Below are 14,337 nucleotides of genomic sequence, written 5' to 3'. Positions count from 1 at the left end.
CCGAATAGACTCCGGCTACGCCCCGGAGTCTATTTTTAAGTCTTTATACAAGCAGTGATTGAATAAGTGACTACTATACGCTATAATCACCTCTGTTTATGGCGGATGTAGCTCAGTTGGTTAGAGCGCCAGTTTGTGGCACTGGAGGCCGTGGGTTCAAGCCCCATCATTCGCCCCAAGATAAAACCCTTGCGAAAGCAGGGGTTTTATCTTGGGTGAGGAAGGGCTTGAACGCCAGTGCCAGTGGCACTGGCCGGACCCGAAGCCCGAAAGTTGCCGGGGGCAAGTTGAGGGTTTGTGCGCAGCACAAAGGCAAGCCCCATCTGGCTTCACGCAGAGCCATTTTTTCTTTTATTGCTACATAGCTCTGGTTCGGCATGTATGCTCACTAATTATTCGAATATCATTCGCCCCGACATAAAATCCTTGCAAGAGTTCTTAAGAAACAGGTTCGGTGTCGATAAATATCTCACGACGTCGGTACAGGTCGTAGGCTTTTTCGTCAGCAGGCAGTGGTGGCTTTGGAGTGATGCTGCGCGGCCAAAGTTTATGTGCCCGCACAACGTTAATCTCCAGCGCATAAACCAGCACACGTGCCTGCAGGTAGAGCCAAAAAAGCAAGGCAATCACCACGGCAAACTGCGCATTTAAGCCCGTCTGTCCTTTTAGCTGGTGGGCAATTATGTACGCGCCAAGAGCTTGTAGTGCAGTGAAGGCAACGCTTGCAAAAAGCGCACCCGGAATGTTTGCAAAAGGGCGTTTGCGAGCAGATGATCCATATGTAAACACCGCCCAGAACACGCTAGCAAGAACAATAAAGCCACCGAGCCAAAGTAGCATGCGAACAATTGGCAGGCGAGCTCCACTTGTCGCGAATCCAGTCAAAGAAGCGGCAACAACAAGTCCAATTCCCGCAAATATAATAATACTAAAACTACGCAGGGTAGATTTTGGAAAGCCGGTCCGCCGATGCCTAGGAACAGCCCATACATGGTGAAGGGCATGCTGAACTGCGTCGGCAACCCCCTTTGCTCCGTAGAAAGTAATTAACAGGCCAAGGAAGAGTGCAACGCCGCTACGGCCAGGTGTACTGATACTGTCGGCTAAGTTTTGTCCTAACGCTGGAAAGTAGCTCGTAATGCTGCCGAGCAGACTTTCGCGGAGGTCGGAATTGCCCTGAGCGATAATTTGTATAACTGCTGTCGCAACGATGAGCAGCGGAAATAGCGACAAAAATCCGTAGTAAGCAATGAGAGCAGCTTGGTAACCACCCTCATCGTCGCTGAATTTCTTTACGACTGCGTAGGGAAAAGCTAAAATTCTGTGGCGTTGCTGGAACGCATCTACGCGGCCAATTAGTCGTTCTATAAAGTTTTGTTTTTTTACCCGGGATGCCATACCTACAGACTACAGCTTCACCCAGGATTATCCAAGCAGAGGGTTTGTATGTCGCGAGATGTATCATTCTCTGTTATAATCTTTCCGGCTGCCCCGGTAGCTCAGCTGGATAGAGCAGAGGACTTCTAAGCCTAAGGCCGCAGGTTCGAATCCTGCCCGGGGCGCCAAGACAAGCGGGTATAGTACAATGGTTAGTATGCGAGTTTTCCAAACTCGAGATGGGAGTTCGATTCTCCCTACCCGCACCATATTTGCAAATTACTGTATAAATGTGATATAATAATATTCATGATCCCGAAGAAAAGGCGTTTTGGGTTTGTGACAAATACTTTTTTGTACCTGCTCATAATGGGCGGGGTATTTTGTGCGGTCTTGTATCCGCTGGCCGCACAGCAGTACGACAAGCAGGTCAGGGTATATGCAGCTTCGTTGCCAGATTACTCAAACGTTATTCCTCCCGTACCCTTTGCAATTGGTCACCCTACGAAAGTTGAGGTACCAAGTGTTGGCGTAAGCCTACCGGTCGTAGATGGTGTTTACGACAAAAACACACGAAACTGGACGCTTACGAGCGACAAAGTGCAGTATGCCACAACTACGGCGCTACCAAATAGTCGCAAAGACAACACGTTTATATATGGGCATGCGACTAATTGGGTGTTTGGGCCACTGCTGCGTGTGCAACCAGGCGCCGAAGCTACTGTGACAACTGATACCTTTGTCTTTACGTACAGACTGACTAGCCACGAAGTAGTTGACCCAAAAAACACTGCCCTGTTTGAGTACAAGGGCAAGCCTCGCCTCACACTGCAAACCTGTACTGGCCCAACGCTCAGCGAATACCGTCAGTTATTTTACTTTGATTACGTTTCTCATAAACGCGTCTAGCTACAAGTCGTGAAATACTTCTATACGAGCACCGAGTGAGTTGAGTCGTTCGGCGAGATCTTCGTAACCCCGTTGGATGGTATAGATGTTTCGTAACGTCGAGATGCCATCGGCTGCGAGCATACCAATGAGCAGTAAACTTGCTGGCCGCAGAGCGGGTGGGCAAAATACATCAGCACGCGTAAATTTTGTCGGTCCGGTAATATAGACGCGGTGTGGGTCGGCCAGCTCTATGGTAGCGCCAATTTTTGTAACTTCCGTGTAGTAAATGGCTCGGTTTTCATACATCCAGTCGTGTATGAGCGTGCGACCTTTGGCGACCGCAGCAATAGGCACGAAGTAGGGTAGGTTATCAGTGTTGATGCCTGGGTAGGGCAGCGAATGAATTTTATCGGTAAGTGCGCGCAGTTCGCCGTTGTGTTTGTAGATGTGCAGATTTACCAGTTCAGTCTTACCATTTGCAGCGGGGTATCGTTCAGTTATGTCATATCGTAGACCCATTTTTTTGAGTTTCAGGAGTTCCAATGTTACAAACGCAATTGGAACGCGCTCAATCGTAATTTCTGAGTTGGTCGTGACTGCAGCAGAAATAAAAAACATTGCTTCTATGGGGTCTTCTGCCGGAGCATACGTCACATTTTTCTTTATGTGACTGACGCCGCGAATTCGTAGTGTGCTCGTCCCGGTACCTTCTATGTGTACCCCCAGCTTTTGGAGGAAAAAGCACACATCCTGCACCATATAGTTTGCACTCGCAAATTCAATTACGGTCTCATCTGGGCTTCCGGCGGCTGCCAGGAGCGCGTTTTCCGTAACGGTATCACCCATTTCGTATAGTGCAAAACGGCCGGCTGGCTTTGGCTTTACCGTAACGTGGTAGCTTCCGGCATGTGCTTTCGCGTCGAGCCCAAATTCCTGAAGCGCAAACAGGTGGGGCTCGACTGTGCGTTCACCTAATTTACAGCCTCCGGCGTATGGTATTTTGAACTCATGCAGTTCGTGCATAAGTGGCCCCATTAGCATAATGACGGTGCGAGTTTTACGGGCGGCTTCTTTGTTCATTTTGTCGAGCTTGAGCTCGGCCGGTCGACGCAGCTCCAAGTCGCTGCCGTTTGACCATTTTGCCTGAATGCCAATACTTTCTAGAACTTCTAAGATACGAAAAACTTCTTCTATCCGTGGGAAGTTGAGAAATTTTGTCGTTCCGTGATTGAGCAGCGCAGCACACAAAAGTCCAACCGCCGCGTTTTTACTTGTTTTTAGTTGTATGGAACCGCTTAGTTCATGCCCACCCGCAATCCGCAGGTTGACACTGCCACTACCCAGGGAAATAATTTGCTTGTTCAGAGCTTCGCTCAGTCGCCCAAGTGTTTCAAGGCTAAGGTTTTGACGCCCTTTTTCGATTCTGTTGATTGCCGACTGGCTCGTACCAAGTCGTTTTGCGAGTTCTGCTTGTGTCATGCCGCGTTCTTGGCGCACGCGCGCCACAAAATCACCAATTCGTTCATTTGTCTGTGTTGTCATAGTAATGACAGTATATCACCCATGGTATAAAGTTTGCCAAAATCACCAAAAAACAAATTGAGCGTGCCGTTTGGCAAACTATTGGAAAGTGGGGCAACATACTTGCAGACAAAATTACTATATGCCACCCTGCGACTAAAAGCGTACACTATATCTAAGGACTTAACGAGGAGGGATACATGGTAGATACCGCAGTAGCTGATCTAATTGCAGCAGAAGAAAAACGTGAGCATGAGGGGCTAGAACTTATACCAAGTGAAAACTACGTATCGCGTGACGTGCTCACTGCCAACGGCAGCATTTTTACAAACAAGTACAGTGAGGGGTACCCCCGCCGCCGTTACTATGGTGGCCAAGACTGCACCGACCCACTTGAGGAACTTGCAATTGAACGCGCCAAAAAACTTTTCAAGGCAGACCATGCCAATGTGCAACCACACTCCGGCGTGCCTGCAAATGAGGCCGTGTACTATGCGTGGCTGGAGCCAGGCGATACTGTTCTCGGCATGGATCTTGGCCATGGAGGCCATTTAAGCCATGGTAACCCGATGACGCGCTCAGCTCATATCTACAAGTTTGTCGGGTACAAGGTTAAGGATATTACAACTGGTGAAATTGACTATGACGAGCTCCGAGAACTTGCCCTCACGCACAAGCCCAAGATCATATTGGCAGGGTTTAGTGCTTACCCGGGTGAGCTAGATTACGCCAAGTTTGCGGCCATCGCCAAAGAGGTTGGCCCTGACTGCCTCCTTATGGCAGACATGGCGCATATTGCCGGGCTTATTGTCGCAGGCGAAGCCAAAAACCCATTCGACTACGGCTTTCATGTTATTACCACGACGACACACAAAACGCTTCGCGGACCACGCGGAGGGCTTATCCTCAGCAAAGGAACTGTCGGTAACCCGCTCAAAGCACCTGAAAAAACCATCGATAACATCCCAACACTCATAGACCGAGCCATTTTTCCTGGGACGCAGGGCGGGCCACACATGCACAGCATCGCTGCAAAAGCTGTTGCGTTTGGCGAAGCCCTCAAGCCCGAGTTTAAAATCTATGCAAAACAAGTCGTCAAAAACGCTTCTGTTTTGGCAGAGGAACTTAAAAAACGCGGGTTTACATTGGTCGCCGGAGGTACAAAAAATCACCTAATCGTAGCGGATGTGCAGAGTAGTTTTGGCATAGATGGTAGCATTGCTGAAAAAGCGCTCGACAAAGTCGGTTTGAACCTCAACAAAAACTCCATTCCAAATGACCCATTGCCACCATTCCGCCCAAGCGGTATTCGCCTTGGTACGCCTGCCATCACGACGCGCGGACTCAAAGAAAAAGACATGGTCAAAGTAGCGGAATGGATGAAGCAGACTATCGATGCTCGAGATGACGACGAAAAACTCGCGGCTATTCACGCAGAAGTAATTGCCTTTGCCAGTCAGTTTCCGTTACCGAGTGATACGGATTCGTCCTGCGGTGATTGTAAAGACTGCAAAGACTAGTTCCACTAGCGCAGTACTGGAAGTTTACCACTAGGAAGATGATTGTCGTTGGACGTTGAACATCAGTCCGGTTAATTGTTGACAATGGATGGTACAATCAAGAGGTGCAACCAAAAGAAAAAAAGAAAACGAAGTGGTACAAGTCGGCCGAGCGGGGGCCTCTTGTAGTTGCCTGGTTGCAGCTGGCAGGCGTTTGGGCACTGGCTTTTGTGGCTTCGCGTATACCGCGCGCCGAACGAGCCGGGAGTGAGACGCTTGAAAACCTCGGCGACATTGTAGCGTTTATTTCCTTTGCACAGTTTTTTACGGGCATGTTGTACCTGTTTCTTTACCCGCACGCTTCTTTACGCAAACGTTTTCTCATTTGTTTTGCCCTTTTCCTTAGTCTTGCCGTAATTATCGCCACAAAACAAGGTGTCGTCAGTAGGCCCTAGGTCGAGTTAAGGGCGCGCCATGCAATGTCGGAGCGATATTGCATGTTTTTGAAATGGATACCATTTTCACCAATGGCACTGTTTGCGGCTTCGGAAGCGGCTTGTAAGTTAACGCCAAGGCTGGTCACATAGAGGACACGGCCGCCGGAGCTAACTGTATTTTTGGCGTCATCAAGTTTTGTCCCGCCGTGGAAAACAGAAACATTTCTATAATTTTCACTCAAGCCTTCGATTACCATGCCCGTGACGGGCGATTCAGGGTAGCCTTCAGCCGCGAGGCAGATGGTAAGGGCGGCGCCATTAAGTGAAGTTGGTAGTGGAAAGTTGGCAATATTTCCGGTTGCTGTGGCATAGAGCATTTCGTATATATCGACGTCGTTACCCTGTAGTAGCGGGATGACGACTTCGGTTTCTGGGTCACCGAAGCGCGCATTGTACTCTATGACTAGCGGATCGCCGCCAAGTTCTTCGGAAAGCATAAGTCCGAGGTACAAGACACCTTGATAGGGCGTATGTTCTGTAGCCATGCCGGTGATACTTTTCTGAGCAATTTCGTCTATCTTCTCCCATTGTTTTGCCGATAGCATCCAACTGGGCAGGGGAGCATACACACCCATGCCTCCAGTGTTTGGGCCCTTATCTCCTGCCAGTAACCGCTTGTGATCTTGAGAAGCGAGCGGAATAATCTGGTAGTTCTGTCCGTCGCTCAGCACAAACACTGAAACTTCCGGTCCGTGGTTGCGGGCTTGCACAACAAACCGACTGCCGTCACCATCCATGGCGCCACTGGTAATTTTTTCTATGGCGTACCCTGCTTCAGCCTCATTTTCTGGCAAAAATACACCCTTGCCACCGGCAAGCCCGTTTGCTTTAATGACGCTTTTTTCTGGTCCACCGAAAATAGTTATAGCCGCCTGAGCAGCTTCGGCCGATGTTACGATGACCGACTCTGGAATAGTAATGCCGTGTTTTTGCATAAAATGGGTGGCGAAAGCTTTACTGGCTTCAAGCTGTGCGGCTGCCTTGCTCGCGCCAAACACCGTGATGCCGTTGGCACGCAGGTGGTCACTTTGCCCTGCGACCAATGGCGCTTCGGGCCCAATAACAACAAGATCAATCGCCTGTTCTTTGCAAAAAGCGAGCGTAGCTGCCTTGTCAGATAGTGCGACGTTTTCGCATTTTTGCTCTTGAGCAGTTCCGGCATTTCCGGGCGAAACGTACACCTTTTCAGCCTTTGGTGACTGTGCTATGCCCCAGGCTAGTGCATGCTCTCGGCCGCCACTCCCAATGATTAATATTTTTGCCATATCTTACTGCTCCTTTCTATACTTTTTTTGGGCTTCTACAAATGCTGCTATATCTGACGCGATGGTTGCTTTTTCAACTGCTTGCACTCGTGAAAATAAGGCCTCCGGTGTGTCGTTTGGCTCGATTGGAACCCGATGTACAGCGACAGTCGGCCCCATATCGTACTCAGCGCTTACCGCATGAAGTGTTTGGCCAGCTTCCCTCAGGCCTTCCCTAATGGTAAATTCCTGCGTACCAATTCCATGCGTGCCAACAGTTTCGGGCAACAGTCCGGGGTGAGTATTGAGCATACGGCACTGGTAGACGCTCTCATACTCAGGCAGCCAGCCATAGGCCTCGAGGAGTGTGGTGCCGACAAGTTTCATATAGCCTAGTAATAGCACAAGCTCGATGCCGTTTTCCTTTAGAAGCGCCAACATAGCAGCCTGCTCCTCCTCAGTTTGTTGCCCTGTCAGGATTGCGCTCGCCGAGGGCTGTGTGGAGCTATTTAGTACGACTGATGTGATACCTAAGGAATATTCTTTGTTCAGGTTCTTTATACGCTCTCGCACGAATGCATCTTGGTTATTGGTGATCATAAGTTTGACGTTCAGCGGGTAGCCTTTCTCCTGGATGTCTCGTATTAAGGCCTCGGCGGTGCTTCCGCTTCCTGAGGCAAATATGGCAATGTTGGTCTTACTCATTTTGATTCCGGGACTAAACGGTCCGTAATGTTAACATGAGTGATTTCAGCTGCGCGTTTTCCGATAGGGGTCGGGTATATTCCGGTAAAGCACGAGGCGGAAAACACATGTTCGGGTAAGCCTGTGGCTTTAACCATGCCATCGTAGCTGAGAAAATACAATGAGTCTGCGCCAACGTACTGACGAATTTGTGGCACGGTCTTTTCGGAAGCAATAAGTTCCTTTTGTGACGGGGTGTTTATGCCGTAATAGTCAGGGTAGAGAACTGGTGGCGAACTAATCATGAGGTGAACTTCAGTTGCGCCTGCATCGCGTAGCATCTGTACCGTTTTTCGCATGGTAGTACCCCGGACGATTGAGTCATCTACGAGAACAACGCGGCGACCCGCTATTGCTTCGACTAGTGGGTTTAATTTCATTTTAAGGTCGTGCTCACGCAGCTCGGCTGTGGGGCGGATGAACGTGCGGTGGATGTAGCGGTTCTTTATAAGGTTCATTTCAAAAGGAATACCGCTGGCTTCAGCGTAGCCGAGTGCTGCGGGAATGGAGGAATCAGGCACCGGAATAACCACATCGGCGCTCACTAAACGTTCGCGTGCCATAAGCCGTCCAAAATTCATGCGTACTTTGTTGACACTTTGACCGAGGATGATACTGTCGGGCCGGGCAAAGTATACAAACTCAAAAATATCGAGCTTTTGTTCACCTGGGATGACTTGCGTGGACCGAATACCATCTGATGAAATAACGACCATTTCACCGGGGTCGATTTCGCGCTCAAACTTCGCGCCAATGGTATCGAGTGCGCAGGTTTCACTGGCGATGACATAAGTGCCGTCCTGCATTTTACCCAAAGCCAGTGGCCGAATGCCGTGTGGGTCGCGGAAGGCGACAAGTGTATCTTGGTTCATCGCCACCGCCGAAAATACACCTGTAAAGAGCGGATAACAGGCAGCGATAGCGTCGGGCAAGCTCAGCCCTGTCCCAAGCTGTGCGGCAATGGCCGCTGCCATCATGCCGGAATCATTTAGCCTGCTGGATGAGATGTGGTGACTTTTTAAGAACTCTTCGAGCTGTGATGTGTCGGGCAAGTTGCCGTTATGGGCAAAAGCGAAGCCGTGCTTGTTGTCAAGAAACGGTTGGTTAAAACAGTCATCTGTGCCGCCAGAGGTGGAGTAACGGTTGTGACCGATAGCAATATGCCCAGGTAGTTTATCTAGGTCTTGCTGGCGGTAAACGGTTGTCACAAGGCCATAGTCAGCGTGTAAGTAAAGGCTTTTACCATCCGAAGTTGAAATCCCTGAACTTTCCTGTCCGCGGTGCTGCAGCGCACACAGCCCATAAAAAGACAAACGAGCCGCTTCTACTTCTGGGCTCGCTCCAAATATGCCAAAAACAGCACACTTTTCTGTCATTTGTTTATCATCTTGCATTTCGATCATGAACGTGATGCTATCTCCCGATTGAATCACTAAGCGGACAGTTCTTTACTTCACTGCCCGTAATATTTCCCTTACCTTATAAAAATAGTACTTGTTTATGCCTTTTTGTGCAAGCACAATACCGCCTAGATTCTTAAGGTTGTTGCATTTCGGGATGGAATGTAGGACGCAACAATCCGCATATATTACAAAAATGATAAAATAATATAATAATTATGACAATGCCCGTAACTCTTTATTATGATAGGTACATTACCACAGCTGATTATGATGCCATCTATTGGGGAATCGAAGCAGTAGGGCGTCTGTTAACTCGTCTTGGAGGACTTGCTTTTTCCCGCGAAAGACTTGAGGGTGACCTATCTACTCTTCCGTCAGGTCAAGTTGATGCGCCCGGTATCTTAGATGCTCTACCGGCATGGAACGGTATGGGTTTGACGGTAGTTGCAACCGGAAGGGATTTAGGTCATCCGGGGATGAACTACCTTTTTGGCCAATCTTCCTTTGCTAGGGGTAAGGCTATATTTTCGACATGCCGTTTGGCAGATAATCCTGCTGCCATTTCAGGACTAGTGACGCATGAGCTTGGACATAGTTTTGGGCTTGTGAGAAGAGATGCTAACAATTATGCTCGCCTGAGCTCTTTTGCAGGGCACTGCGCGAATCCATGCATAATGAGACCGGCAAATAACAAACAAGAAATGCTTGCTGGTATAGCGATGATGCTATTGAAGCCAGAAACTTCAGGATTTTGCGGAGACTGCGTAACAGTTCTTGGTAATGTACATGTGGCGTAGTTTTTGCCCGTGTCGCTACGCCATGTATTTTCTGTAGAGGTGATACGGCAACCACGAGGTTCAGGCCAGTAACGTAACTGCTCACACCCTCCTGGTATCTGTTAAGTAATTACACAAGTGTAAAATCGCATAAATGCTAACAGATAAGGCAGTTTAGCGTAGGCAAGATGTTGACCAATTATCACCTCTGTTTTTGAGGCAGTGAGCAGTTACCCAGTAACACCTTGACAATTCTAGTGATTGAGAGTATATTATGTTTCTAATACTATGGAGATGAAAGGTCATGTATGTTTAAACGTAGCCCAGAGAGTCGTCAAAAAGCTGGACCAAACAGGGAAGGAGTTCCTCCTTTAGTCGTGGACGAAGATACCAAAATTTTTTTTTGGAATCAAGACAGACTAAGGAAAATATACCAACTAGGAACACCTACTCAACCATTTGGCGTTGACGAAAGGAGACTAAGAGCATTGTTTGAAGTCGCCAAAAGTCCAGAATTTAGTGACAAGGTTGATGTATACTGCGATCCAACCCGCCTACGAGAAGACAGTAAGGGTAATCCGTACTTTACAGTGAAAGTTACGGCTATCGAGCCTGACCCTAAGGTGGCAGGCATTACTCATGGTTTTCTTCATGCAGTAAATGTTCTTTATTTGGATACACTTCCACCAGAAGAGCGAGATAAAGTACTTGCCGAAATACAGCAGGGAGACTACACAAATGCCGGTCTCGTTATAGGAGACGCTTTTAATTCAATGGGTCATCCTACTTCACATATTGCCAAGGTAGCAGCTTAAAACACAACCCCTCTCATTTGTATTGTGTATTCTGTCTTGTTTTTTACTTACTTGTCATGTGGTACGGAAAATGTTTCACCCACGTCCGGTAATCACGGCGCTGGAGTTGGATTTTGAGCATTGTTATCCCTAGTATCTTTCAAAAATGTGGCCGTGGTAGACCTTAAGGTGGGAAAGTCTATCTTACTAAAATCTTGACCGACCATTCTGGTAATCGCAATAAAAAACTACTTGGAGCCTTGACATCACCACACTAAATACCACAGCTACTACAGGCGTGGCCTGTAACAGATTAAGTTACTGCAGATTTGTCCGGGATTGTAGAATAACAGGGGAGAGCTTTACCTCATTTTGCGACTAAGGACTAAGACAAGACTAAGCTCGTGGCGGGAGTAGTTCGGGTTCTTGGTTGAGGACCACAGGGGCCCGGCCGGTAACAGCAAATATGCCAAAAACAGCACACTTTTCTGTCATACGAATGTCAGATTCCATGGCAGACATTTATCGAATAATCCTTCCACGAACGAAATACTAATCGGGCAGCCGTACTTCGAACTGCCCAGTACACTCATCGTTCTGTATATGATAATACTTTTTTTACAGTGCATACGCGAGCGCGCTCACGTGCACAGATACAAAATTGTTGCGTATCATGTTAGGCTAAGCCCATGAATAGATTATTTAAATCCTCGAAAGAAATCCAAATTAAGGCTACGCCCGAATACACCATGGAAGCCGCGACTACCCCAATGCCGGCCGCCATAGAACCACCAACGCGCTTGAAGACAAAATACATTATGCTTGTCCTACTATTGATATTTTTGCTTGTTGCTGGAGGTATATTTGCGAGCAAAATGCTCGTCGTTGACCCAGAAGCGGTATTTTACGAGACGCTCGAAAACCATATGTCCACGAAATACATCGGACAACGCTACACAACCGATGTAGGTTATGCAGTTATAGTGTCAGATACTAAGACAGATTTCTCGAATCCTGCCGAGCCAAAAACCGTGCTGCACGACACGTATAAAGTAGACGGAAAAATAATTGCTGAAATTGAAAGCATTACAACAGGTACACGCGCCGAATATGGGAAGATTATGCATGTAGACAGCTCTGAAAGGGATGAAAGCATTCAAGCAATGTATAAAACACTGGCTGGAAAGTGGCTCAAATGTAACTCGGAAGCGGAGGCGTCACTCGTCGATCCATATGGTTTCGCTGGAAACGTAAACCAGACACAGGGTGAATTTCTTGTCGGTAACTATCCGGCAGAGCTTCGGCGCGAGTTGCTGACTATGTACAGAGAAACAAAGGTGTTTACCTTTGACAAGAAAAAAGTTAAAACTGAGCGTCTCGGAGAAATATCTGCTTTCAAATACGACATTAAGATAAACAAGGATGCTCTTTCGAAGGTCAATCGTAAAGCAGAAGAAAAACTAGGGCTTAAACACACCTATAACGCCGGAGACATGCCTACCACGGAAGCGACGGTTTGGATAGACAAAACTTCTAAGAAAGTCGTGAGAGTTCTCTCCAAAGCGCTTATGCAAAAAACCACTGTCGACATAACTTATCCAGACACGCTTAAGATTGTAATACCTGAAGAGGCGAAAACACTCGATCAATTAGGTGTAGTATTGCCGCAGGAGACCGATACGCAGCTGTAATAACGTAGCAGATCAAGAGCAAAATAATGAGGCCCATATTGTCGGCGGAAAACCGCTAGTATTGCTTGGTTGCTCACCTACAGGGGTACGCATGTTTATCCAAACCCAGCCCCACATAAGCTCGACTGACGAAAACACCTCCCCGCCGTCTTCAGAGTCGTCCAAGCCAAAGGGTGAGCTTTGTAGAAAAGTTATTTATGGGAGTAGTTCGGGTTCTTGGTTGAGGGTTATGCCGAATTTTGTTTGCACGGCTGACACAATTTCGTCGCGGAAGCGCAGGAGGTCGGCGGTAGATTTGGCATGTTCATTGACGAGTACAAGCGGCTGTGTTGGCCAGGTGGCCATGCCGGTTTTGCTGTCGTGTACATCTTTATATCCCACTTGCTCTATCAGCCAGGCCGCCGGAATTTTGATTTTTTCATCCTCATTTGACCAGTTTGGCATGGTCGGATACTCAGCAACTAGTTCCATAAATTTGCGACTGTCCACCACTGGGTTTCCAAAGAAGGAGCCGTTGTTTGCTACCCTAGCTGGGTCAGGTAGTTTGCTTGAGCGAATAGCAGTGACGGCATCTCTAATGACGCGTGGGGTCACGTCACCATCAACAGGATGCTCGCCTAAGTATTTCTCGACCGCACTGTAGAAGGGAGGGAATGGGTTTCCCGCTATGAGGTGCAAGGTAATTGCGGTTATAAAAAAGCGGTCGCGGTATTCGGTTTGAAACTTGCTGTGGCGGTAGGAAAAGCCACACGCTTCGGTAGGTACTGTAGTGAACTGGCCAGTTGTTCTATCAAAAACCTCCACACTAGTAAGTGTCTGGGCAATTTCTTGGCCGTATGCTCCCACATTTTGTACCGGTGTAGCTCCTGCGGTACCAGGTATAAGACTGAGTGCTTCTATGCCTGTCAGCCCCGCGGCCACGGTACGGCCGACAACCGTGTCCCATATTTCACCAGCACCGACTGTTACGAAATGGCTATCAAGTAACACGTAAGTTTCGTAGCCTAGCATACGGTTGACCAAAATAAGTCCCGGAAAACCTTCGTCGCGCCAAACAATGTTACTACCGCCACCAATCATGAGTAGGGGGAGCTGTCGCTCTGATGCCCAGGCAGACGCCTCTTTTAGATCGTCACGACTATGAACTTCAGCAAGATACGCCGCTTCGCCGCCAAGACGCATGGTGGAATACTGTGCGAGGGATACGTGTTCATCTATGCGCAGCATACCAAGTATAATAGCTCGTAGTCTGGTATTTTGGTAGCCAAAGAGGTACATGTTGGGGTTGCAATGACACGTTAACAGGGGTACAATGGTAGTCTATGGCAGATAAAGATACTTCAACTCCATACAGACCGCTCGGCGCAAGACTCCGAAAGCTACGCGAACAACGCCGCGAGAGCTTAGCCGAAGTGTCGGGCGCTGTAGAAATTGAAGAAAATCAACTGCAAAATATTGAGCGAGGCAAAGATCGCCCAAGTGAAGACATTCTCCTGCTCCTCATCAGCCATTTTGGTATAGGCGAGGATCATGCCGACGAGCTTTGGGAGCTGGCCGGTTACGATGCAAGGTACGACCATGATCACGACCATGGACAAGATGACCACGAGCATACAGCTAGTGATCAGGGTGACATGAAGCGTACTGCTGCGATGATGATCATGCTTGACCCACGGGTAATGTACAGCGACAGCGTTGAAGTAGTTTCAAACAAACAAGGCGTCATTGTAAATTTTTCCCAGACCGCAGGGCCAAATAATCCTCCGCTCACCGTATCCCGCATTGGCATGAGCTACGACCAAGCAAAAGCTGTCATGGGTATTTTGCATCAGGTGCTCTACGCCCGTGATAACCCCGGTCATACTCGCCGCCTGAAAGACGGTCTCTAATGCTGATTGAC

At 48.3% G+C, this 14,337-nt stretch carries 13 protein-coding genes and 3 tRNA genes; 10 read left to right on the top strand and 6 right to left on the bottom strand.

Annotated elements, in window-relative coordinates; translation table 11 throughout:
- Window positions 1-101 precede the first annotated feature (101 nt).
- A tRNA-His gene (locus IPL85_01075) sits at window positions 102-178 on the top strand.
- Window positions 179-438: 260 nt separating this feature from the next.
- Here IPL85_01075 and IPL85_01070 read toward each other — a convergent pair.
- A complete protein-coding gene (locus IPL85_01070) occupies window positions 439-1,398 on the bottom strand; it encodes a YihY/virulence factor BrkB family protein (protein ID QQS20035.1) in 960 nt (319 codons plus the stop codon).
- A gap of 90 nt (window positions 1,399-1,488) precedes the next feature.
- Here IPL85_01070 and IPL85_01065 point away from each other — a divergent pair.
- The 3 genes from IPL85_01065 (at window position 1,489) to IPL85_01055 (ending at window position 2,286) form a co-directional block, all read left to right on the top strand.
- Window positions 1,489-1,565, top strand: a tRNA-Arg gene (locus IPL85_01065).
- 6 nt (window positions 1,566-1,571) lie between these two features.
- Window positions 1,572-1,646, top strand: a tRNA-Gly gene (locus IPL85_01060).
- A gap of 40 nt (window positions 1,647-1,686) precedes the next feature.
- The gene (locus tag IPL85_01055; protein QQS20034.1) at window positions 1,687-2,286 is read left to right on the top strand and encodes a sortase; all 600 of its coding nucleotides are present in this window, start codon (window positions 1,687-1,689) and stop codon (window positions 2,284-2,286) included.
- Here the strand turns inward: IPL85_01055 and IPL85_01050 are convergent, their stop codons facing one another.
- Window positions 2,287-3,810, bottom strand: a complete 1,524-nt coding sequence (locus tag IPL85_01050) for a UDP-N-acetylglucosamine 1-carboxyvinyltransferase (protein ID QQS20033.1) — start codon at window positions 3,808-3,810, stop codon at window positions 2,287-2,289.
- A gap of 179 nt (window positions 3,811-3,989) precedes the next feature.
- On the opposite strand from IPL85_01050, the gene IPL85_01045 reads away from it, so the two are divergent.
- Together IPL85_01045 and IPL85_01040 are read left to right on the top strand one after the other, a co-directional pair.
- Window positions 3,990-5,309: a serine hydroxymethyltransferase gene (locus tag IPL85_01045; GenBank protein QQS20032.1), complete on the top strand. Its 1,320-nt coding sequence runs from the start codon at window positions 3,990-3,992 to the stop codon at window positions 5,307-5,309.
- A 104-nt stretch (window positions 5,310-5,413) separates the two neighbouring features.
- Window positions 5,414-5,743 (top strand): hypothetical protein, encoded by a 330-nt coding sequence (locus tag IPL85_01040; GenBank protein QQS20031.1) that lies wholly within the window; start codon window positions 5,414-5,416, stop codon window positions 5,741-5,743.
- On the opposite strand, the gene purD is transcribed toward IPL85_01040, so the two are convergent.
- From purD to IPL85_01025, 3 genes are read right to left on the bottom strand one after another with little or no spacing between them, the layout of a single operon-like run.
- Complete coding sequence (purD, locus tag IPL85_01035; protein QQS20030.1) at window positions 5,740-7,050, bottom strand: phosphoribosylamine--glycine ligase; 1,311 nt, start codon at window positions 7,048-7,050, stop codon at window positions 5,740-5,742. The two genes, IPL85_01040 and purD, sit on opposite strands and share 4 nt — an antisense overlap.
- A gap of 3 nt (window positions 7,051-7,053) precedes the next feature.
- A complete protein-coding gene (locus tag IPL85_01030) occupies window positions 7,054-7,734 on the bottom strand; it encodes a hypothetical protein (protein QQS20029.1) in 681 nt (226 codons plus the stop codon).
- Window positions 7,731-9,176, bottom strand: coding sequence for an amidophosphoribosyltransferase (locus tag IPL85_01025; protein QQS20028.1), 1,446 nt, complete (start codon window positions 9,174-9,176; stop codon window positions 7,731-7,733). Before IPL85_01025 ends, IPL85_01030 begins: the two co-directional genes overlap by 4 nt.
- A gap of 221 nt (window positions 9,177-9,397) precedes the next feature.
- Here IPL85_01025 and IPL85_01020 point away from each other — a divergent pair, with 221 nt between their 5' ends.
- The 3 genes from IPL85_01020 (at window position 9,398) to IPL85_01010 (ending at window position 12,437) form a co-directional block, all read left to right on the top strand.
- Window positions 9,398-9,973: a hypothetical protein gene (locus tag IPL85_01020; protein QQS20027.1), complete on the top strand. Its 576-nt coding sequence runs from the start codon at window positions 9,398-9,400 to the stop codon at window positions 9,971-9,973.
- A 287-nt stretch (window positions 9,974-10,260) separates the two neighbouring features.
- Entirely contained in the window at window positions 10,261-10,767 is a 507-nt protein-coding gene (locus tag IPL85_01015; protein QQS20026.1) for a hypothetical protein, read from the top strand.
- A gap of 668 nt (window positions 10,768-11,435) precedes the next feature.
- Window positions 11,436-12,437, top strand: coding sequence for a hypothetical protein (locus IPL85_01010; GenBank protein ID QQS20025.1), 1,002 nt, complete (start codon window positions 11,436-11,438; stop codon window positions 12,435-12,437).
- 195 nt (window positions 12,438-12,632) lie between these two features.
- On the opposite strand, the gene murB is transcribed toward IPL85_01010, so the two are convergent.
- Window positions 12,633-13,664, bottom strand: a complete 1,032-nt coding sequence (gene murB / locus IPL85_01005; protein ID QQS20024.1) for a UDP-N-acetylmuramate dehydrogenase — start codon at window positions 13,662-13,664, stop codon at window positions 12,633-12,635.
- Window positions 13,665-13,759: 95 nt separating this feature from the next.
- On the opposite strand from murB, the gene IPL85_01000 reads away from it, so the two are divergent.
- Window positions 13,760-14,326: a helix-turn-helix transcriptional regulator gene (locus tag IPL85_01000; GenBank protein QQS20023.1), complete on the top strand. Its 567-nt coding sequence runs from the start codon at window positions 13,760-13,762 to the stop codon at window positions 14,324-14,326.
- Window positions 14,327-14,337: the final 11 nt, after the last annotated feature.

The organism is Candidatus Saccharibacteria bacterium (genome assembly GCA_016699955.1).
Taxonomy (GTDB): Bacteria; Patescibacteriota; Saccharimonadia; order Saccharimonadales; family UBA4665; genus JAGXIT01.
The sequence above is the reverse complement of the archived record's forward strand: the minus strand, read 5'-3'. Positions and strand labels throughout refer to the sequence as shown.